Here is a 20,317-nt window from a genome sequence, read left to right as displayed (position 1 = left end):
TACTTAATAGAACGCACCGCTGTAACAATAAGGCACATATGTTTTAAGGCAATTTGAGTGCCATGGCACAGTTCTTAATTGATTGCCTGATTGATATATAACCTAGCGGTATTTATGCAATTACATAAATACCGATCGGCTATATAGGGAGTTATAACGGATTCAGCACGAGGCTCAAGAGCGCGGCTCAAGAGCGCGGGGCGTAAGCGAACACATCGGCACGCATTTGATGGGCATCCATCCCGGCTTCGACCAAGGCGTCGAGGGTGCCGTAGACCATGGCCGGCGAGCCGCTGGCGTAGACGTGCAGCGGTTTCAGGTCAGGGAAGTCTTCACAGACTGCCTCGTGCAGCATGCCGCAGCGCCCTTCCCAGCCGCATTGATCACTGACGACTTTGTGCAGGAACAGGTTAGGCAACTTCAGCCATTCGTCCCAATGTTCGATCTCATAAAAATCTTCTGGGCGGCGCACGCCCCAGTACAGATGCACCGGGTGTTTGAAGCCGTTGGCGCGGCAATGCTCGATCAGCGCATGAATCTGGCCCATGCCGGTGCCGGCGGCGACCAGCACCAACGGCCCGTCGGGCAGCTCGGCCAGATGCGTATCGCCAAACGGCAGCTCGACACGCACCATGGCGTTGCGTTGCAGCTGTTCGATCAGGCTCAGTGCACTGGCTTCGCGCGCCAGCACGTGGATTTCCAGATCACGCCCGCCATGCGGTGCCGAGGCCATGGAGAACGCCGACTTCTCGCCGTTCTCGCGCTCGATCATCAAGTATTGCCCGGCGTGATAACGCGGTGGCTTGCCCGCCGGCGCACGCAGACGCACGCGCCAAGTGTCGCCGCCCACATCGCGGCATTCGATGACCTGACACGACAGGCTGCGCACCGGCAGTTCTCCCAGCGCGAGCACGCCATCCCACAGCAGGATGCAGTCTTCCAGCGGCTCGGCTATGCAAGTGTAGAACTCGCCGTGGTCGTGCACCTTGCCGTCCTGCGCAACGCGGCCTTCAACCAGCAGCGCCGCACACACATGACAATTGCCGTTGCGGCAGCTTTGCGGGCATTCGTAGCCCAGGCGCCGCGCACCATCGAGAATCCGCTCGCCGGGCTGTATCTCAAGCACTGCTCCGGAGGGCTGCAAGGTTACACGCATCAATCTATTCCTAACTGATTCCAGATGGCATCGATCCGTTGGGTGACGGCGTCGTCCTTGACGATCACGCGGCCCCACTCGCGAGTGGTTTCGCCCGGCCACTTGTGGGTGGCATCGAGGCCCATTTTCGAGCCCAGGCCGGAGATCGGCGAGGCGAAATCGAGGTAGTCGATCGGCGTGTTATCGATCATCACCGTGTCGCGCTTGGGATCCATGCGCGTGGTGATGGCCCAGATCACGTCGTTCCAGTCGCGGGCATTGATATCGTCGTCGGTGACGATAACGAACTTGGTGTACATGAACTGTCGCAAAAACGACCAGACACCGAGCATCACGCGCTTGGCATGCCCCGGATACGACTTCTTCATGGTCACGATGGCCATGCGGTAAGAGCAGCCTTCCGGCGGCAGGTAGAAGTCGGTGATCTCCGGGAACTGCTTTTGCAGGATCGGCACAAACACTTCGTTCAGCGCCACGCCGAGGATTGCCGGCTCATCCGGCGGACGGCCGGTGTAGGTGCTGTGGTAGATCGGTTTGATCCGGTGGGTGATGCGCTCGACGGTGAACACCGGGAAGCTGTCGACTTCGTTGTAGTAACCGGTGTGGTCGCCGTACGGGCCTTCATCGGCCATTTCGCCCGGATGGATCACGCCTTCGAGGATGATTTCGGCGGTGGCCGGCACTTGCAGGTCGTTGCCACGGCACTTGACCAGTTCGGTACGGTTACCGCGCAAGAGCCCTGCGAAAGCGTATTCGGAAAGACTGTCCGGCACCGGCGTCACGGCGCCAAGGATGGTCGCCGGATCCGCGCCAAGGGCCACCGACACCGGGAACGGCTGACCCGGATGCTTCTCGCACCACTCGCGGAAGTCGAGGGCGCCGCCACGGTGGCTGAGCCAGCGCATGATCACCTTGTTGCGGCCGATCACTTGCTGACGGTAGATACCGAGGTTCTGGCGGTCCTTGTTCGGGCCTTTGGTGACGGTCAGGCCCCAGGTGATCAGCGGGCCGACGTCGCCGGGCCAGCAGGTCTGCACCGGCAGCATCGCCAGATCGACATCGTCGCCTTCAATGACCACTTCCTGGCACACCGCGTCTTTGACGACTTTCGGTGCCATCGAGATGATCTTGCGGAAGATCGGCAGTTTCGACCACGCGTCCTTCAAGCCCTTCGGCGGCTCGGGTTCCTTGAGGAACGCCAGCAGCTTGCCGATTTCGCGCAGCTCGCTGACCGACTCGGCGCCCATGCCCATCGCCACCCGCTCAGGGGTGCCGAACAGGTTGCCGAGCACCGGGATGTCGTAGCCGGTGGGTTTCTCGAACAGCAGCGCCGGGCCCTTGGCCCGTAGCGTGCGGTCGCACACCTCGGTCATCTCCAGCACCGGCGAGACGGGAATCTGGATGCGTTTCAACTCTCCGCGCTGCTCAAGCTGCTGCACGAAATCCCGAAGATCCTTGAATTTCATTGACGATGGCACCCTCAAAATAGGCGTACATCCTACCTGCTCTGACGGGCAAACAGCAGCCCGTCAGTGCCCGTGATCGCTCAATTCTGACTGGCACCCAGCAAGATCGGTGCAAACAACGGGCTCAATCTGGCGCTGCCGACGTCGGAAAGGTGGTCCGCATCCTTGTACTGCGAGTGGCCGTCGACATCGATGGCGCAGAGCCCTTCCTTGCACATCAGCGGCGTCGGATCGATGACGTGCACACCGGAATCGGCGGCGCTCATCGAGCCGAACAGGTCAGTGAAAAACTGCTGGCGTGCCAGATGCTCACTGAGCGGACGACCAAGGCCTTCTGCTGATCGGCCGATCCGGGCCAGGCTGGTCAGGCGGTCGATATAGCTCTTGTGCTGCAGCGGCACTTCCTTGAACAGCCAGACTTGCACGCCGGCTTCGCGCAACTCGGCCACACGCGCCTTGATGGCGTTGGCCATACGCTGCTCTGACTGACGCGGGTTATCCTTGCGATCAAGCAGGAATTGCCGATCCCCATCGCCGTCTTCGCGACCATATACGTACAGGCTCCAATTCGCCGCCAGCACCACGTCCTTGATCCCCAGACTCGTGACGCGGTCCATATTGCGCTGGTTGAAGTCCTTGCACTGCGGGCGCAGGCTGTCATCGATGATCGGCGGGCAACCCGTCAGGCTGTACAACCACACTGGCTGCACCATGCGACTGGCATTGCCTTCGATGGCGGGCAACAACGCTGCGGCGTGACTGTCGCCCCAGAACATTTTTGTCGCCGCAATATTTTCCTCACCGCCCACCAGACAGGACTTGGTCAGCGCCTTGTCGGTGCTCAAGTGCATGCACTTCGACTGCCCTGCGTTCCATTCGCGTGATTGCGCATATTCCAGCGCCTTGCCGCTCAGGCGCTGCGGAATACCATCTGCCGAGCGGATTACCGAGCCGGTAATCGCCAGCACGGTAATCGACACCAAGCCACCGACCAACACCGAGTTACGGCTGGCAAACACGCGCTTTTCACGGAAGGGCAGTTCGATATAGCGCAGGCTCAGCCACGCCAGCACCAACGCCAGGGCGATCCAGCCGATGGCTTCGAGCGGCTGGATACCATCGATGGAAATCGCGTTGGCATACACATAGACCGGCCAATGCCACAGGTAAAACGAGTAGGACAGCAAGCCGATCCAGACCAGAGCCCGGACACTCAATAACCGGCCAGCCCATGTCTCCCCCTGGGCGCCCGACCAGATCAACGCCGTCGTGCCCAATACCGGCAACAGCGCCGCCCAACCCGGGAACACTGTGGTTTTGTCGAAGGTAAACACCGCCACCAGCACCGCCGCCAGCCCGGCCAGGCCAACGGACTGCCGCAGCCATGGCCGCGCAACATGCTTGGGCACGGGCATTACCGCCAACATCGCACCGCAGAGCAATTCCCAGGCGCGGGTCGGCAGGGCGAAAAAGGCAAACTCCGGCCGGCGTTCGATATAGATGATGTTCAAGCCGAACGACACCAGCAGCAAGGCAAACAGCATCCAGCGCCAATGACGGACGTAGCGCATCAGCAAGACCATCATCAACGGGAAGAAGATGTAGTACTGCTCTTCCACCGCCAGCGACCAGGTATGCAGCAACGGCTTGAGTTCCGACGCCGGCGCAAAGTAGCCGTCTTCACGCATGAACAGAATGTTGGAAATGAACAGCGACTGGTAACGAATCGTCCGCCCGAGTTCAGCCAGGTCTTTGGCTGTCAGCAACAGCCAGCCTAAAGCCAGCGTCACCACCACAACCACAGTCAACGCCGGCAGAATGCGCCGGGCACGACGGCCCCAGAAGTCGAGAAAACTGAAACGCTGGGCGCTGATTTCGCGGAACAGGATCGAGGTGATCAGGAAGCCGGAAATGACGAAGAACACATCAACGCCGACAAAACCGCCGCTGAATGTAGTGAATCCGAAATGAAACAGTACGACGGGAATAACCGCCAGTGCCCGTAATCCGTCGATATCACGGCGATTGCCAAACGTGTGCATGAAAAAACCTTACCTGTTCTGGATACAAAATCCCTTGAAGGCGCGAAGTTATCAGCCGCGCAAACTTCAATCCAGATACAAATAATTCAAGGCAAAAAAAAGCGCCCTTTCGGACGCTTTTTTCAAACGGCTTGCGTATTACTTGCGCTTCATCGACAAGAAGAACTCGTCGTTGGTCTTGGTCGTCTTCAGCTTGTCGACCAGGAACTCGATGGCAGCCACTTCGTCCATCGGGTGCAGCAGCTTGCGCAGGATCCACATACGCTGCAGTTCGTCGTCGGCAGTCAGCAACTCTTCGCGGCGGGTGCCGGAGCGGTTGATGTTGATGGCCGGGAACACACGCTTCTCGGCGATCTTGCGATCCAGAGGCAGTTCCATGTTGCCGGTACCCTTGAACTCTTCGTAGATCACTTCGTCCATCTTCGAGCCGGTTTCAACCAGCGCGGTGGCGATAATGGTCAGCGAGCCGCCTTCTTCGATGTTACGCGCAGCACCGAAGAAGCGTTTCGGCTTCTCGAGGGCGTGGGCATCGACACCACCGGTCAAGACCTTGCCGGAGCTCGGGATCACGGTGTTGTAGGCACGGGCCAGACGGGTGATGGAGTCGAGCAGGATCACCACGTCTTTCTTGTGCTCGACCAGGCGCTTGGCCTTCTCGATCACCATTTCAGCGACCTGCACGTGACGGGTCGGCGGCTCATCGAAGGTCGAGGCAACCACTTCGCCGCGCACGGTGCGCTGCATTTCGGTTACTTCTTCCGGACGCTCGTCGATCAGCAGCACGATCAGGTGAACTTCAGGGTTGTTACGGGCGATGTTCGCTGCGATGTTTTGCAGCATGATCGTTTTACCGGCTTTCGGCGGTGCAACGATCAGACCACGCTGGCCTTTGCCGATCGGGGCGCACAGGTCGATTACACGACCGGTCAAGTCTTCGGTGGAACCGTTACCGGCTTCCATCTTCATGCGCACGGTCGGGAACAGCGGGGTCAGGTTCTCGAAGAGAATCTTGTTTTTCGCGTTCTCGGGACGATCGAAGTTGATCGTGTCGACCTTGAGCAGGGCGAAATACCGCTCGCCTTCCTTCGGAGGGCGGATCTTGCCAACGATGGTGTCACCGGTGCGCAAGTTGAAACGGCGGATCTGGCTTGGCGAGACGTAGATATCGTCCGGGCCGGCCAGGTAGGAAGCGTCAGCGGAGCGCAGGAAGCCGAAGCCGTCCTGGAGAATCTCCAGCACGCCATCACCGGAGATTTCCTCGCCGCTTTTCGCGTGCTTTTTCAGCAGGGAGAAAATCACGTCCTGCTTGCGCGAACGGGCCATATTTTCTATGCCCATCTGTTCGGCCAATTCGAGCAGTTCGGTAATCGGCTTTTGCTTGAGTTCAGTCAGATTCATATAGGAATGACGTAATCATTTATGGAGGGGGGGAAATTAAGCTTTTGGCTTAATGAGGCCGCGCCGCGGAGAAGGCGACAGGATCGCGAACTAATTCGAAAAGGAGTGCGTCGGCGACGGCTAGCAGGGGGCAATGGAGAAACCAGTGCGGGGCCGAATGTACCACCTGAGTTTCGGAGCGTCTAGCCCTGAATACGCAAAAAGCCCCGCTATTTTGCGGGGCTTTTTTTCAGGCACTTTACAGCGACGCTTAGATGTTGGCGTCGAGGAAAGCCGCCAGTTGCGACTTCGACAGGGCGCCGACTTTGGTCGCTTCAACGTTGCCGTTCTTGAACAGCATCAGCGTCGGGATACCACGCACGCCGTGCTTGGCCGGGGTTTCCTGGTTTTCGTCGATGTTCAGTTTGGCAACGGTCAGCTTGCCTTTGTAAGTCTCGGCAATCTCGTCCAGAACCGGAGCGATCATTTTGCAAGGACCGCACCATTCAGCCCAGTAATCGACCAGGACAGCGCCTTCGGCCTTGAGTACGTCGGCTTCGAAGCTAGCGTCGCTAACGTGTTTGATAAGATCGCTGCTCATGGAATTCTCCAGGTTGTAAGCAAAAAAACGTGGCCCATCATAGCCGCCCTTCCCCTGTTCAGGAAGCCGCAGTTGATTGAGTCTTGCTATGGCACTCGATGAGTTTGGGTATAGCTCAAGTCACGCCGTGGCGGGGGCAATGAAGGAAATTCCGGTGCGCAGGGCCGCGTTGCGCACATGTTCCTGCATGGCTTTTTGCGCAGCGCCGGACGCCCGACGTGCGAGGGCGCGCAGGATCTTGCGGTGCTCCTGCCAGGTTTCCATCGCACGTTCGGCGCGGATGAACGGTAGTTTCTGGCTCTCCAGGAACATCTCGGCGCTGGCGGTGAGGATGCTCAACATCGCCTGATTGCCGCTGGCCAGCAGGATGCGGCGGTGGAATTCGAAGTCGAGTTTCGCCGCTGCCTCAAAGTCGCCAGCCTTCAATTGCTCGCGCATGGCCGCGACATTGTCTTCCAGCGCATCCAGATCGAAAGTACTCAACGTCACCGCTGCCAGCCCGGCGGCAAACCCTTCGAGCGCATAGCGCAATTGAAAGATATCCAGCGGCGACGCTTGCGCCGCAAATGACCACCCCGGCGCGCTATCGCCGCGCGACAATTCCACTGGCGACTGCACGAACACGCCTTTGCCCGGCTGAATACTGACCACACCCAACGCACTCAGCGAGGACAACGCCTCACGCAACGACGCCCGGCTGACGCCCAGTTGCAGCGCCAGGTCCCGCTGCGAAGGCAAAGCATCACCCGCACCGAAACCCTGTTCGGTGATCAGTTTGCGGATCGCTTGCAGCGCCACTTCGGGTACCGCACGGGAAATCGAATTCATGGTTTTTCGGACGCGCCAGGCCAATGTGCGGCTAGTTGTAAAGCTATTCGGCGAGTCCGGCAAGTCGTGCCCCAGCGGGGTTCGGCGAACCACGCCGGTGCGCCATGGCAGTGCGAAAAACAACCTGACTGTTCAGACCAGTAAGACCGAACAAACCCGCTAAAACCATGGCCTGCCGGGGCGAAAACCGCGTATTGGCACGGCCCGTGCTCTGTCCGAACGCAGAAATCACTTCTCGCCGATCCGGAGATTGTCCATGACCAAGCGTTACAGCGCCCTCCTCGCCGCCCTGTTTTCCTCTCTGTTGCTCAGCCAGGCTCCCGCCCACGCCGACGGTCTCGACGACGTGGTCAAACGCGGTACGCTGAAAGTCGCCGTACCGCAGGACTTCCCGCCGTTCGGCTCGGTCGGCCCGGACATGAAGCCGCGCGGCCTGGACATCGACACCGCAAAACTGCTGGCCGACCAGCTCAAGGTCAAACTCGAACTGACCCCGGTCAACAGCACCAACCGCATCCCGTTCCTGACCACCGGCAAGGTCGACCTGGTGATCTCCAGCCTGGGCAAGAACCCGGAGCGTGAGAAAGTCATCGACTTCTCCCGCGCCTACGCCCCCTTCTACCTCGCCGTGTTCGGCCCGCCAGACGCGGCGATCGCCAGCCTCGACGACCTCAAGGGCAAAACCATCAGCGTTACCCGTGGCGCCATCGAAGACATCGAGTTGACCAAAGTCGCTCCGGAAGGCGTGACCATCAAGCGCTTCGAAGACAACAACTCGACCATCGCCGCCTACCTCGCCGGGCAAGTCGACCTGATCGCCAGCGGCAACGTGGTGATGGTCGCGATCAGTGAAAAGAACCCGAAACGCGTGCCGGCGCTGAAAGTGAAGCTCAAGGATTCGCCGGTCTACGTCGGCGTGAACAAGAACGAAGCGGCGCTGCTGGCCAAGGTCAACGACATCCTGACCACCGCCAAGGCTGACGGCGCCCTGGAAAAGAACTCGCAGACCTGGCTGAAAGAGCCGCTGCCGGCCGATCTCTGATCGACTGCGCGGGAGACCTTCATGGCTTATCAGTTCGATTTCATGCCGGTGGTGGAAAACACCGACCTGTTGCTGCGCGGGGCGCTGTTCACCCTTGAGCTGACGGCCATCGGTGCGTTGCTCGGGGTCGGCGTCGGGATTGTCGGGGCGCTGGTGCGGGCGTGGAACATACGCCCGTTCTCGGCGATCTTCGGCGTCTACGTCGAGTTGATCCGCAACACGCCGTTTCTGGTGCAGTTGTTCTTTATCTTCTTCGGCCTGCCGTCGCTGGGCGTGCAGATTTCCGAGTGGCAAGCGGCGGTGCTGGCGATGGTGATCAACCTCGGAGCCTATTCGACGGAAATTATCCGCGCCGGCATTCAGGCGATTCCGCGCGGGCAACTGGAAGCCGCTGCGGCGCTGGCGATGACGCGCTTCGAGGCATTCCGCCACGTGGTCCTGCTGCCGGCGCTGGGCAAGGTCTGGCCGGCGCTGAGCAGCCAGATCATCATCGTCATGCTCGGCTCGGCGGTGTGTTCGCAGATCGCCACCGAAGAGCTGAGCTTTGCCGCTAACTTCATTCAGTCGCGCAACTTCCGCGCCTTTGAAACCTATGCGCTGACCACGCTGATCTACCTGTGCATGGCGCTGCTGATTCGCCAACTGCTGAACTGGATCGGCCGGCGCTACATCAGCAGGAGCCGCGCATGAGCGATTTCACTTTCTGGGACATCCTGCGCAACCTGCTCGTCGGCCTGCAATGGACGCTGGCGTTGTCGCTGGTTGCGTTCATCGGCGGCGGGATCGTCGGGTTGCTGATCCTGATCATGCGCATCTCGAAAAACTCTGTGTCGAGCAGCATTGCCCGCACCTGGATCGAGCTGTTCCAGGGCACACCGCTGTTGATGCAGCTGTTTCTGGTGTTCTTCGGTGTCGCCTTGGCGGGGATCGAAATCTCGCCGTGGATGGCCGCGGCGATTGCCCTGACCTTGTTCACCAGCGCCTATCTGGCAGAGATCTGGCGCGGCTGCGTCGAGTCGATCTCCAATGGCCAGTGGGAAGCCTCGGCGAGTCTGGCGCTCAATCCGCTGGAGCAACTGCGCTACGTGATCCTGCCGCAAGCGCTACGCATTGCCGTGGCGCCGACCGTGGGTTTCTCGGTGCAAGTGGTCAAAGGCACTGCCGTGACCTCGATTATCGGCTTCACCGAATTGACCAAGACCGGCGGCATGCTCGCCAACGCCACATTCGAACCGTTCATGGTCTACGGCCTCGTCGCCCTCGGTTACTTCCTGCTCTGCTACCCCTTGTCCCTCAGTGCGCGCTACCTGGAAAGGAGACTGCATGCCTCTGCTTAGAATTTCCGCCCTGCATAAATACTACGGCGATCACCACGTACTCAAAGGCATCGACCTCAGCGTCGAGGAAGGCCAGGTGGTGGCGATCATCGGCCGCAGCGGCTCGGGCAAATCCACCCTGCTGCGCACCCTCAATGGCCTGGAGTCGATCAACGACGGCGTGATCGAAGTCGACGGCGAATACCTCGACGCTGCCCGCGCCGATTTGCGCAGCTTGCGGCAGAAGGTCGGCATGGTGTTTCAGCAGTTCAACTTGTTCCCGCACCTGACCGTGGGCGAAAACGTCATGCTCGCGCCGCAAGTGGTGCAAAAAGTGCCAAAAGCCAAGGCAGCGGAACTGGCGCGCGAGATGCTCGAACGGGTTGGCCTCGGGGAAAAATTCGATGCCTTCCCGGATCGCTTGTCCGGCGGCCAGCAACAGCGCGTGGCGATTGCCCGGGCGTTGGCAATGTCGCCAAAAGTGTTGCTCTGTGATGAGATCACCTCGGCGCTCGATCCGGAACTGGTCAATGAAGTGCTCAGCGTGGTGCGCCAGTTGGCCAAGGAAGGCATGACGCTGATCATGGTCACCCACGAAATGCGCTTTGCCCGCGAGGTCGGCGACAAACTGGTGTTCATGCACCACGGCAAGGTGCATGAGGTGGGGGATCCGAAGGTGCTGTTTGCCAATCCGCAGACGGCGGAGCTGGCGAACTTTATTGGCACAGTTGAAGCAACAGCCTGAATCCGCCTCATCCGGATCGTTCCCACGCTCCGCGTGGGAATGTAGCCAAGGACGCAGAGCGTCCCAAAAGCGGACGCAGAGCGTCCAGTGAGGCATTCCCACGCAGAGCGTGGGAACGATCAGGTTCGGGGTGCGCGCTCCGGCGGTTTGAACCGTGCGCGTTGGCGCCAGCGTTTGATCGTGGCACGATGTCGGGGTTATCGACCGAGACCCCCTGACCATGCCGCAATCCCAAGCCAAGAATCTGTCCCTGATCGCCGCAATCGACCTGGGCTCGAACAGCTTTCACATGGTCGTGGCCAAGGCCCAGAACGGCGAAATCCGCATTCTCGAGCGCCTCGGCGAGAAGGTTCAACTGGCTGCCGGCATCGACGATGAGCGCAAACTCAACGAAGAATCGATGCAACGCGGCCTCGATTGCCTCAAGCGTTTTGCCCAACTGATCAACGGTATGCCGCTGGGCGCCGTGCGCATCGTCGGCACCAACGCCCTGCGCGAAGCGCGCAACCGCCTCGAATTCATTCATCGCGCCGAAGAAATCCTCGGTCACCCGGTGGAAGTGATTTCCGGTCGTGAAGAAGCGCGACTGATTTATCTGGGCGTGTCGCACACCCTCGCTGACACCCCGGGCAAACGTCTGGTCGCCGACATCGGCGGCGGCAGTACCGAGTTCATCATTGGCCAGCGCTTCGAACCGCTGCTGCGCGAAAGCCTGCAAATGGGCTGCGTCAGCTTCACTCAGCGCTACTTCAAGGACGGCAAGATCACCCCGGCCCGCTACGCCCAGGCATACACGGCGGCGCGGCTGGAGATCATGAGCATCGAACATGCCCTGCATCGCCTGACCTGGGATGAAGCCATCGGTTCCTCGGGCACCATCCGCGCCATCGGTCTGGCCCTGAAGGCCGGCGGTCACGGCACCGGCGAAGTGAACGCCGAAGGCTTGGCCTGGCTCAAGCGTCGTCTGTTCAAGCTCGGTGACGTCGACAAGATCGATTTTGAAGGCATCAAGCCGGATCGCCGGACCATTTTCCCGGCGGGTCTGGCGATTCTCGAAGCGATTTTCGACGCCCTCGAACTGCAACGCATGGATCACTGCGACGGCGCCCTGCGTGAAGGCGTGCTCTATGACCTGCTCGGTCGCCATCATCACGAAGACGTGCGCGAACGCACCCTGACCTCGCTGATGGAGCGCTATCACGTCGATCTGGAACAGGCCGCACGAGTTGAACGCAAAGCCTTGCACGCGTTTGATCAGGTGGCGGCGGACTGGGAGCTGGATGACGGCATCTGGCGCGAACTCCTTGGCTGGGCGGCGAAAGTGCACGAAGTCGGCCTCGACATCGCGCACTATCACTACCACAAGCACGGCGCCTACCTGATCGAGCACTCGGACCTCGCCGGGTTCTCCCGCGAAGACCAACAGATGCTCGCGCTATTGGTGCGCGGCCATCGCCGCAATATTCCGAAGGACAAGTTTGCTGACTTCGGCGACGACGGCGACAAGCTGATCCGTCTGTGCGTGCTGCTGCGCTTTGCGATCCTGTTCCACCACATTCGTGGCACCCAGACCATGCCGCAGGTGGTATTGCACGCCAAGGGCAACACCCTGGATGTGGAATTCCCTGAAAACTGGCTGGATGAGAATCAGCTGACTCAGGCGGATTTCGGGCTTGAGGCGGATTGGCTGACGCGGGTGGGGATTGTGCTCACGGTCCACTGAGCCTCGATTGGGCATAAAAAAGGCGATCCTTCTGGATCGCCTTTTTTATTGGGTGTTCGGCTGGGATTTAGTGGTGTGCGTGAGATCGATGCCCCTCACCCCAGCCCTCTCCCGAGGGAGAGGGAGCCGATTTGTGGACTTTTCAAAACCCGAGTTCGACTCGATTTCTCAGGTCGGCGTATAGCGTGAGACACCTCGATCAGTCCCCTCTCCCTTCGGGAGAGGGCTAGGGTGAGGGGCTCTTGCTCTTGGCTTTAGCTGCTCACCGGCAATATCGGGCTACCCAACCGTTCCAGCAACGTCGCCTGCGCACTCCTCGGGTTCTGGTTGCCGGTCGGCGTGTTGCGGATGTAACGGCCATCCGACTGCAAGCTCCAGCTATGAGTGTTATCAGTCAGGTACAGCTCCAGCTCTTTCTTCACCCGGGTCAGCAGCTTTTTGCCTTCGACCGGGAAGCAAGTCTCGACGCGTTTGTCGAGGTTGCGCTCCATCCAGTCGGCACTGGAGAGGAACATCTGCTCGTCGCCGCCATTGAGGAAGTAGAACACTCGGGTGTGCTCAAGGAAGCGGCCGATGATCGAGCGCACATGAATGTTGTGCGAAACCCCGGCAATCCCCGGACGCAGACAGCACATGCCGCGCACCACCAGATCGATACGCACACCGGACTGGCTGGCCTTGTACAGCGCGCGAATGATCTTCGGATCGGTCAGCGAGTTGAACTTGGCGATGATGTGCGCCGGTTTGCCGTCGAGCGCAAATTGCGTCTCGCGGGTGATCATGTCGAGCATGCCCTTCTTCAGGGTGAACGGCGCATGCAGCAGCTTCTTCATGCGCAGGGTTTTACCCATGCCGATCAACTGGCTGAACAGTTTGCCAACGTCTTCGCACAAGGCATCGTCGGAGGTCAGCAGGCTGTAGTCGGTGTACAGCTTGGCGTTGCCGGCGTGGTAGTTACCGGTGCCGAGGTGCGCGTAGCGGACGATTTCGCCGGCTTCGCGACGCAGGATCAGCATCATCTTGGCGTGGGTCTTGAAGCCGACCACGCCGTAGATCACCACCGCACCGGCCGCTTGCAGACGGCTGGCCAGTTGCAGGTTGGACTCTTCGTCGAACCGCGCACGCAGCTCGATGACCGCCGTCACTTCCTTGCCGTTACGCGCGGCATCCACCAGCGCATCGACGATTTCGGAGTTGGCGCCGGAACGGTACAGGGTCTGGCGCACAGCCAGAACGTGCGGGTCTTTCGCCGCCTGACGCAGCAGGTCGACCACCGGGGTGAACGACTCGAACGGGTGCAGCAGCAGGATGTCCTGCTTGCTGACCACGCTGAAGATGTTTTCGCTGTTCTGCAGCAGTTTCGGGATCTGCGGGGTGAACGGCGTGTATTGCAGCTCCGGATGGCTGTCGAGCCCGGTGATGCTGAACAGCCGCGTCAGGTTGACCGGGCCGTTGACCTGATACAGCTCGCTCTCGCTCAGGTTGAACTGCTTGAGCAGATAGTCCGAAAGGTGTTTCGGGCAAGTGTCAGCGACTTCCAGACGTACCGCATCGCCGTAGCGACGCGAGAACAGCTCGCCACGCAGGGCGCGGGCCAGGTCTTCGACATCTTCGGAGTCGAGCGCCAGGTCGGCGTTTCGGGTCAGACGGAACTGGTAGCAGCCTTTTACCTTCATGCCTTGGAACAGGTCATCGGCGTGAGCGTGGATCATCGACGACAGGAACACATAGTTGTCGCCGGGGCCGCCGACTTCTTCCGGCACCTTGATGATCCGTGGCAGCAAGCGCGGTGCCGGGATGATTGCCAGACCGGAGTCGCGACCGAAGGCGTCGATGCCTTCCAGCTCGACGATGAAGTTCAGGCTCTTGTTCACCAGCAACGGGAACGGGTGCGTCGGGTCGAGGCCGATCGGGGTGATGATCGGTGCGATCTCGTCGCGGAAATAGCGGCGCACCCAGGTTTTGATCTTGACCGTCCAGTGGCGGCGACGGATGAAGCGCACCTGATGCTTTTCCAGCTCCGGCAACAGAATGTCGTTGAGGATCGCGTACTGACGGTCAACGTGACCATGGACCAGCTCGCTGATCCGCGCCAGCGCCTGATGCGGTTGCAAGCCATCAGCCCCGGCCTGCTCACGGGCGAAGGTGATCTGCTTCTTCAGACCGGCGACGCGGATTTCAAAGAATTCATCGAGGTTGCTGGAGAAGATCAGCAGGAACTTCAAGCGTTCCAGCAACGGATAGGACTCGTCCAGCGCCTGTTCCAGCACGCGGATATTGAATTGCAGTTGCGAAAGCTCACGGTGGATGTACAGGCTGCTGTCATCCAGGCCCGGTATGGCAATCACTGGCGCCGCCGCAACAGGTTCGGTGACTGGCGCGGGTGGCGCAGGCTCCAGCTCCGGCGGGGTTTCGGTGATTTGCTCGACCACCGGTTGAGCTTCTTTTACTGCAACTTCCGTGAGTCCTTCGGTATTCATTGAATGTTCCTGGGAGGGCTATTTCTGCTCTCGTAACAATTGAGCGGCGCGGACAGCAAAGTAAGTCAGGATGCCATCAGCGCCGGCACGTTTAAAGGCGGTCAGTGATTCGACAATCACCGCCTCGCTCAACCAGCCATTCTGGATTGCCGCCATGTGCATGGCGTATTCGCCGCTAACCTGGTAGACGAAGGTCGGCACTTTGAAGGCATCTTTTACCCGGAAAAGAATGTCCAGGTAGGGCATGCCCGGTTTGACCATGACCATGTCCGCGCCTTCAGACAAGTCCGCTCCGACTTCGTGCAGCGCTTCGTCGCTGTTGGCCGGGTCCATCTGATAAGAGGCTTTGTTCGCCTTGCCGAGGTTCGAGGCTGAACCCACGGCATCGCGGAACGGGCCGTAATAGGCGCTGGCGTACTTGGCCGAATAAGCCATGATCCGCACATTGACGTGGCCGGCGATTTCCAGCGCTTCGCGGATCGCCTGAATGCGACCGTCCATCATGTCCGACGGCGCGACCACCTGAGCGCCGGCTTCGGCATGGGACAAGGCCTGGCGGACCAGTGCGTCGACGGTGATGTCGTTCTGTACGTAGCCTTCTTCGTCGAGAATGCCGTCCTGACCGTGGGTGGTGAACGGATCAAGCGCAACGTCGGTGATCACCCCCAGTTCCGGGAAACGCTCACGCAGCGCGCGGGTGGCGCGCTGGGCGATGCCTTCGGGGTTCCAGGCTTCAGCAGCGTCGAGGGACTTCAATTCAGGTGGGGTGACCGGAAACAGCGCCAGCGCCGGAATCCCCAGCTCGACCCACTTCGCCGCTTCTTCGAGCAGCAGATCGATAGTCAACCGCTCTACCCCAGGCATCGAAGCCACGGCTTCGCGGCGGTTTTCACCGTCGAGCACGAACACCGGCAGGATCAGGTCATCGACCGTCAGCACATTTTCCCGCACCAGCCGACGCGAAAAATCATCACGACGGTTGCGACGCAGGCGAGTGGCAGGGAACAGACGATTGGCGGGGGTAAAGCTCACGGCAGACTCCTGAGCCCGCGCAAACGGGCGAGCGTGACAGTTATAGACGGCCATTATGACGAACAGATGACAGTTGTGTGAGACCTGTGACGTGTAGCCGCATTCCATTCTCAGTGTAGGAATTGTTCACGTCGAGACACATTTGGACACTTTCATGAATGTGTCCGAAGGGTTAGGCTGCGCGTTCATTTCGCCAGCACCCAGACAATGCTCCAACAATTTCTGCATGACTTTGGCTATTTTGCCTTGTTCCTCGGCACGTTCTTCGAAGGCGAAACCATCCTGGTGCTCGCGGGCTTCCTCGCGTTCCGTGGATACATGGACATCAACCTGGTGGTGGTCGTGGCGTTCTGCGGCAGCTATGCCGGCGATCAGCTGTGGTACTTCCTCGGCCGCAAACACGGGCGCAAATTGCTCGCGCGCAAACCGCGCTGGCAGCTGATGGGCGACCGCGCGCTGGAGCACATTCGCAAGCATCCTGACATTTGGGTGTTGAGCTTCCGTTTCGTTTACGGTCTGCGCACGGTGATGCCGGTGGCGATCGGCCTGTCGGGTTATCCGCCGGGACGTTATCTGCTGCTCAACGGCATCGGTGCGGCGATCTGGGCGACCGCGCTGGCCGCCGCCGCTTACCACTTCGGTGCAGTGCTGGAAGGCATGCTCGGCAGCATCAAGAAGTACGAGCTGTGGGTGCTGGGTGCGTTGCTGGTGCTGGGTGTCGGTCTGTGGCTGCGCCGCCGCTTCAAGAATGCGCGGCTGGCCAAACAGATCTACGCCGACGAGCAAGCCGCGAAAGCGGCACTGCTGAGTCAAGCCGAAGTGGCCAAACCTGCCGAACCGAAGACGCCAGCCGAGTAACTCGCTGGCGACTGGCGTACAGCCCTGCGCACAGCGCGGGCTGGCCGCCTCTTTCAATCATTTGCCCCCTCTGCGCTAGCGGACTGCCGTTCGCCAGCGGCGTTCTCACGCGAAAAATCTCCCGCTCGTTTTCGCAGCAGGCAACCGCAAATAATGAACACCCCGCCGTTGTTGCGATCCATGTAGAAAGCGCTCCATGCAGGTGCCGCCAGCTCTTGAGCCTATGGCAACGCGCGACAATTTAGTGGACATTTAGCGCCATGAATCTGGAGAGAAACCCATGAGCAAAAAAGTTGCAGTGATCCTGTCCGGCAGTGGCGTGTACGACGGCGCCGAAATCCATGAAAGCGTCATCACCCTGCTGCGCCTCGACCAACGTGGCGCGCAGGTACAGTGCTTCGCCCCGAACATCGCGCAATTGCATGTGATAAATCACCTGACCGGCGAAGAAATGCCCGAGTCGCGCAACGTCCTGGTGGAATCGGCGCGCATTGCCCGCGGCAACATCAAGGACATCCGCGACGCCGATGTCGACGACTTCGATGCGCTGATCGTGCCGGGAGGGTTTGGTGCGGCGAAGAACCTTTCGAACTTTGCCGTTGAAGGCGCGGGCTGCACCGTGCAGCCGCAAGTGCTGGCCTTGGCCGAAGCATTCGCCGAAGCAGGCAAACCGGTGGGCCTGATGTGCATTTCCCCGGCATTGGCGGCGAAGATCTATGGCCCGGGCGTGACCTGCACCATCGGCAACGACGCCGACACCGCCACGGCGATGAACAAGATGGGTGCCACTCATGAAGACTGCGCGGTGACGGAAATCATCGAAGACAAGGCGCGCAAACTGGTGACGACCCCGGCTTACATGCTGGCGCAGAACATCAGTGAGGCGGCTTCGGGGATCAACAAGCTCGTGGATCGCGTCCTCGAACTGACCCACGAAAACGACGCCTGATTCCCCGTATGATCGTTCCCACGCTCTGCGTGGGAATGCCGCCATTGGCGCTCCGCGCCTGCTCACTTTGGCGTTACATTTGCGGTAAGACCGGAACGCAGAGCGTCCCAAGATGCATTCCCACGCGGAGCGTGGGAATGATCGTCATAAGGCTCAGGGTTTGCGCGTCAGTCGGGTCAGGATCCGGTCCAGCGCATTGGCAAACGCCTGTTTCTCGCGATCGCCAAACGGCGCCGGTCCGCCGCTCATCTGGCCTTGTTCGCGCAGATCAGTGAACAGATTGCGCACGGCCAAGCGCTCGCCCATGTTCTGCGCATCGAACTCCTTGCCGCGTGGATCCAGCGCCGCGACGCCCTTCTTCACCAAACGATCGGCCAATGGAATATCGCTGCAAATCACCAGCTCCCCCGGTACCGCGTGCTCGACCAGATAATCGTCTGCCGCATCCGGGCCGCTCGGCACCACGATCAGTTTGACGATGGCCAGCCCCGGCTTGATCTGCGGCTGCCCGGCCACCAGCACCACTTCGAACTGGCGCTTGAGGGCGAACTTCACCACCAGATCCTTCGCCGCCCGTGGGCAGGCGTCGGCATCGATCCATACACGCATTTTCTTTACCTCTAAAAGCAAAAGATCGCAGCCTTCGGCAACTCCTACAGAGTGCGCGTCGCGCCGCAATATTGCGACATGCTACGCCCATGTAGGAGCTGCCGAAGGCTGCGATCTTTTAAGGGAGCACTCAATCAAGCAGCCGAAACCCGCCGCTTCTCCGCCACCCAACTACGCCCATACAACACCACAATCGCCAGAATCGCCACCGCTTGCGCCGTCAGCGAATAGGCATCGGCATGAATCCCCAGCCAGTCGAATTCAAAGAACGCCACCGGCCGCGTGCCAAAGATTCCGGCTTCCTGCAACGCCTTCACGCCATGCCCGGCAAACACCACCGACAACGCGCAGAGCAACGCGGCGTTGATGCTGAAGAACAGCGTCAACGGCAGTTTCGCCGAACCGCGCAGGATTACCCACGCCAGCCCCACCAGCAGCACCAATGCCGTCGCGCCACCGGCGAGGACCGCGTCATGCCCGGCCGGGCCGGCCTGCAGCCACAGGGTTTCGTAGAACAGGATCACTTCGAACAGCTCGCGATACACCGAGAAGAACGCCAGAATCGCGAAGCCGAAACGCCCGCCACCACCGACCAGACTGCTCTTGATGTAATCCTGCCAGGCCGCTGCATGCCGGCGGTCATGCATCCACACACCGAGCCACAAGACCATGACACTGGCAAACAGCGCCGTGGCGCCTTCGAGCAGTTCACGCTGCGAGCCGCTGACGTCGATCACATACGCCGCCAACGCCCAGGTGCCGAGGCCGGCCAGCAGCGCCAGGCCCCAACCGACGTTGACACTGCGCACCGCTGACTGCTGGCCGGTGTTGCGCAGGAACGCAAGAATCGCCGCCAGCACCAGAATCGCTTCCAGACCTTCGCGCAGCAGAATCAGCAGGCCGGAAATGTAGCTCAGCGACCAGCTCAGGCCGTCGCTGCCGAGCAACCCGGCGGATTCCTTGAGCTTGGCCTTTGCGGCCTCCAGACGCTGCTCGGCCTGCTCGACCGGCAAACCGTCCTGCAACGATTGCCGGTAAGCCATCAGCGATTTTTCTGTGTCCTTGCGCACATTGGCGTCGACGTTATCCAGCGAGCTCTCGACCAGTTCGAAGCCTTCCAGATAGGCCGCGACCGACAGGTCGTATGCCTGATCGTGTTCGCCGGCGCGATACGCGGCAAGGCTCTTGTCCAGCGTTGCGGCGGTGTAGTCGAGCAACTGCGCCGGGCCGCGCTTGACCTGCGGCGGCTGCGCACGTTGTGCACGGAACGTCGCTGCGGCTTGCGCGCCGTCGGCGGCCTGTACCTCAGCCGGGGTCTGGCGCGCCAGATCGGCGATGTTGTAAGTCTTCTCGGCTTTGGCCGCCGCCGGATCGGCGCTGAAGCCGGCGATGTAAGTCGCCAGATCCCAACGCTGGCGATCATCAAGCTGATCGGCAAACGCCGGCATGTCGGTGCCTTCGACGCCTTGGCCAAGGGTGTTGTAGATCGCGTACAAGCTCAGGTGATCCAACCGCGCCGCATCACGCAGATTGGCCGGTGCCGGGGTCATGCCGAGCCCCGCCGGGCCGTCACCGGCGCCACTGTCGCCGTGGCACACCGAGCAATTCTGCGCATAGAGCGGCGCACCACGGGTGGGATCGGGGGTGATGATCGGTGCTTGGCTGACTTCATACGCCACCGCCAGTTGCGCGCCCAGTTGCCGCGCCTGTCGGGCCACTTCGGCGCCGTCCTGTTTCGCGGTGATCGCCGCGTGCAAGGCTTCAACGCCCTGCTCCAGCGCAGCCTTTTCAGGCTTGGCCGGCATGCCGGCGATCAAGCCTTGCAGCGCCCGCGTGAACTCCAGTTGCTCGCGGTATTCGGAATCATCGACAACCTTGCCCGCCGCTACCGTCGGCGGGTAGTCGGCGCTGATGTAATCGAGCAAATGCAGCGCTTGCGGTGCGCCTTCCACGGTATCAGCCAGCAGATTGAAGCTGCTCAGGGCAAACAACGGGAACACCAGCCAGGCCAGGAAACGGGACGCGGCAGTCATGAAGAATTCTCAAATGGAAATGCGAAGTTACATATTGTTCACTTCGAACGCGTTTCCCTC

17 protein-coding genes are annotated in these 20,317 nt (G+C 60.4%); 7 read left to right on the top strand and 10 right to left on the bottom strand.

Annotation, left to right across the window (positions count from 1 at the left end; translation table 11 throughout):
- Positions 1–187: 187 nt before the first annotated feature.
- The 6 genes from ACM6JQ_RS20505 to ACM6JQ_RS20480 form a co-directional block, all read right to left on the bottom strand.
- Entirely contained in the window at positions 188–1,156 is a 969-nt protein-coding gene (locus ACM6JQ_RS20505; protein ID WP_016985911.1) for a CDP-6-deoxy-delta-3,4-glucoseen reductase, read from the bottom strand.
- Positions 1,156–2,622 carry a 4-hydroxy-3-polyprenylbenzoate decarboxylase gene (gene ubiD / locus ACM6JQ_RS20500; RefSeq protein WP_007911173.1) on the bottom strand — a complete coding sequence of 489 codons (1,467 nt, stop codon included), beginning with the start codon at positions 2,620–2,622 and terminating at the stop codon, positions 1,156–1,158. The genes ACM6JQ_RS20505 and ubiD overlap by 1 nt, the downstream gene beginning before the upstream one ends.
- 80 nt (positions 2,623–2,702) lie before the next feature.
- Positions 2,703–4,664 (bottom strand): acyltransferase family protein, encoded by a 1,962-nt coding sequence (locus tag ACM6JQ_RS20495; RefSeq protein ID WP_414894582.1) that lies wholly within the window; start codon positions 4,662–4,664, stop codon positions 2,703–2,705.
- Positions 4,665–4,802: 138 nt separating this feature from the next.
- On the bottom strand, positions 4,803–6,062 hold the full coding sequence (rho, locus tag ACM6JQ_RS20490) for a transcription termination factor Rho (protein ID WP_003229334.1): 1,260 nt from the start codon (positions 6,060–6,062) through the stop codon (positions 4,803–4,805).
- 250 nt (positions 6,063–6,312) lie between these two features.
- Positions 6,313–6,642: a thioredoxin TrxA gene (gene trxA, locus ACM6JQ_RS20485; RefSeq protein WP_003206727.1), complete on the bottom strand. Its 330-nt coding sequence runs from the start codon at positions 6,640–6,642 to the stop codon at positions 6,313–6,315.
- 120 nt (positions 6,643–6,762) lie between these two features.
- Positions 6,763–7,470: a FadR/GntR family transcriptional regulator gene (locus ACM6JQ_RS20480; protein WP_007911167.1), complete on the bottom strand. Its 708-nt coding sequence runs from the start codon at positions 7,468–7,470 to the stop codon at positions 6,763–6,765.
- A gap of 256 nt (positions 7,471–7,726) precedes the next feature.
- Between ACM6JQ_RS20480 and ACM6JQ_RS20475 the strand changes: the two genes are divergently transcribed.
- The 5 genes from ACM6JQ_RS20475 (at position 7,727) to ppx (ending at position 12,296) form a co-directional block, all read left to right on the top strand.
- Positions 7,727–8,512 (top strand): transporter substrate-binding domain-containing protein, encoded by a 786-nt coding sequence (locus ACM6JQ_RS20475; protein WP_007911166.1) that lies wholly within the window; start codon positions 7,727–7,729, stop codon positions 8,510–8,512.
- A gap of 21 nt (positions 8,513–8,533) precedes the next feature.
- A complete protein-coding gene (locus ACM6JQ_RS20470; protein ID WP_007911165.1) occupies positions 8,534–9,202 on the top strand; it encodes an amino acid ABC transporter permease in 669 nt (222 codons plus the stop codon).
- On the top strand, positions 9,199–9,849 hold the full coding sequence (locus ACM6JQ_RS20465) for an amino acid ABC transporter permease (RefSeq protein WP_007911158.1): 651 nt from the start codon (positions 9,199–9,201) through the stop codon (positions 9,847–9,849). Before ACM6JQ_RS20470 ends, ACM6JQ_RS20465 begins: the two co-directional genes overlap by 4 nt.
- Positions 9,836–10,573, top strand: a complete 738-nt coding sequence (locus tag ACM6JQ_RS20460) for an amino acid ABC transporter ATP-binding protein (RefSeq protein ID WP_007911148.1) — start codon at positions 9,836–9,838, stop codon at positions 10,571–10,573. The genes ACM6JQ_RS20465 and ACM6JQ_RS20460 overlap by 14 nt, the downstream gene beginning before the upstream one ends.
- Positions 10,574–10,793: 220 nt before the next feature.
- Complete coding sequence (ppx, locus tag ACM6JQ_RS20455; RefSeq protein WP_007911145.1) at positions 10,794–12,296, top strand: exopolyphosphatase; 1,503 nt, start codon at positions 10,794–10,796, stop codon at positions 12,294–12,296.
- A gap of 254 nt (positions 12,297–12,550) precedes the next feature.
- Here the strand turns inward: ppx and ppk1 are convergent, their stop codons facing one another.
- Positions 12,551–14,776 carry a polyphosphate kinase 1 gene (ppk1, locus tag ACM6JQ_RS20450; protein ID WP_034152005.1) on the bottom strand — a complete coding sequence of 742 codons (2,226 nt, stop codon included), beginning with the start codon at positions 14,774–14,776 and terminating at the stop codon, positions 12,551–12,553.
- Between the two features lie 18 nt (positions 14,777–14,794).
- The gene (gene hemB, locus ACM6JQ_RS20445) at positions 14,795–15,808 is read right to left on the bottom strand and encodes a porphobilinogen synthase (protein WP_007950076.1); all 1,014 of its coding nucleotides are present in this window, start codon (positions 15,806–15,808) and stop codon (positions 14,795–14,797) included.
- 207 nt (positions 15,809–16,015) lie between these two features.
- On the opposite strand from hemB, the gene ACM6JQ_RS20440 reads away from it, so the two are divergent.
- Positions 16,016–16,666 carry a DedA family protein gene (locus ACM6JQ_RS20440; RefSeq protein ID WP_095112847.1) on the top strand — a complete coding sequence of 217 codons (651 nt, stop codon included), beginning with the start codon at positions 16,016–16,018 and terminating at the stop codon, positions 16,664–16,666.
- A gap of 280 nt (positions 16,667–16,946) precedes the next feature.
- Positions 16,947–17,615, top strand: coding sequence for an isoprenoid biosynthesis glyoxalase ElbB (elbB, locus tag ACM6JQ_RS20435; protein ID WP_007911139.1), 669 nt, complete (start codon positions 16,947–16,949; stop codon positions 17,613–17,615).
- Positions 17,616–17,768: 153 nt separating this feature from the next.
- Here elbB and ACM6JQ_RS20430 read toward each other — a convergent pair whose 3' ends face one another.
- Positions 17,769–18,224: a YaiI/YqxD family protein gene (locus ACM6JQ_RS20430; RefSeq protein WP_007911138.1), complete on the bottom strand. Its 456-nt coding sequence runs from the start codon at positions 18,222–18,224 to the stop codon at positions 17,769–17,771.
- 134 nt (positions 18,225–18,358) lie between these two features.
- Positions 18,359–20,257, bottom strand: a complete 1,899-nt coding sequence (locus ACM6JQ_RS20425; RefSeq protein ID WP_414894581.1) for an FTR1 family protein — start codon at positions 20,255–20,257, stop codon at positions 18,359–18,361.
- Between the last annotated feature and the right edge of the window lie 60 nt (positions 20,258–20,317).

The sequence above is a fragment of the Pseudomonas sp. IT-232MI5 genome, from assembly GCF_949767845.1.
GTDB lineage: Bacteria > Pseudomonadota > Gammaproteobacteria > Pseudomonadales > Pseudomonadaceae > Aquipseudomonas.
Note: the sequence above shows the minus strand (reverse complement) of the source record. Positions and strands in the feature narration are given on the sequence as shown.

Excerpts from the sequence above, each read along its gene's own strand:
- ACM6JQ_RS20460 (WP_007911148.1), top strand. The coding sequence starts at position 9,836 with ATGCCTCTGCTTAGAATTTCCGCCCTGCATAAATACTACGGCGATCAC.
- ppx (WP_007911145.1), top strand. The coding sequence starts at position 10,794 with ATGCCGCAATCCCAAGCCAAGAATCTGTCCCTGATCGCCGCAATCGAC.
- ACM6JQ_RS20465 (WP_007911158.1), top strand. The coding sequence starts at position 9,199 with ATGAGCGATTTCACTTTCTGGGACATCCTGCGCAACCTGCTCGTCGGC.
- rho (WP_003229334.1), bottom strand. The coding sequence starts at position 6,062 with ATGAATCTGACTGAACTCAAGCAAAAGCCGATTACCGAACTGCTCGAA.
- elbB (WP_007911139.1), top strand. The coding sequence starts at position 16,947 with ATGAGCAAAAAAGTTGCAGTGATCCTGTCCGGCAGTGGCGTGTACGAC.
- ACM6JQ_RS20495 (WP_414894582.1), bottom strand. The coding sequence starts at position 4,664 with ATGCACACGTTTGGCAATCGCCGTGATATCGACGGATTACGGGCACTG.
- ACM6JQ_RS20480 (WP_007911167.1), bottom strand. The coding sequence starts at position 7,470 with ATGAATTCGATTTCCCGTGCGGTACCCGAAGTGGCGCTGCAAGCGATC.
- ACM6JQ_RS20430 (WP_007911138.1), bottom strand. The coding sequence starts at position 18,224 with ATGCGTGTATGGATCGATGCCGACGCCTGCCCACGGGCGGCGAAGGAT.
- ubiD (WP_007911173.1), bottom strand. The coding sequence starts at position 2,622 with ATGAAATTCAAGGATCTTCGGGATTTCGTGCAGCAGCTTGAGCAGCGC.
- ACM6JQ_RS20505 (WP_016985911.1), bottom strand. The coding sequence starts at position 1,156 with ATGCGTGTAACCTTGCAGCCCTCCGGAGCAGTGCTTGAGATACAGCCC.
- ppk1 (WP_034152005.1), bottom strand. The coding sequence starts at position 14,776 with ATGAATACCGAAGGACTCACGGAAGTTGCAGTAAAAGAAGCTCAACCG.
- trxA (WP_003206727.1), bottom strand. The coding sequence starts at position 6,642 with ATGAGCAGCGATCTTATCAAACACGTTAGCGACGCTAGCTTCGAAGCC.
- ACM6JQ_RS20440 (WP_095112847.1), top strand. The coding sequence starts at position 16,016 with ATGCTCCAACAATTTCTGCATGACTTTGGCTATTTTGCCTTGTTCCTC.
- ACM6JQ_RS20475 (WP_007911166.1), top strand. The coding sequence starts at position 7,727 with ATGACCAAGCGTTACAGCGCCCTCCTCGCCGCCCTGTTTTCCTCTCTG.
- ACM6JQ_RS20470 (WP_007911165.1), top strand. The coding sequence starts at position 8,534 with ATGGCTTATCAGTTCGATTTCATGCCGGTGGTGGAAAACACCGACCTG.
- ACM6JQ_RS20425 (WP_414894581.1), bottom strand. The coding sequence starts at position 20,257 with ATGACTGCCGCGTCCCGTTTCCTGGCCTGGCTGGTGTTCCCGTTGTTT.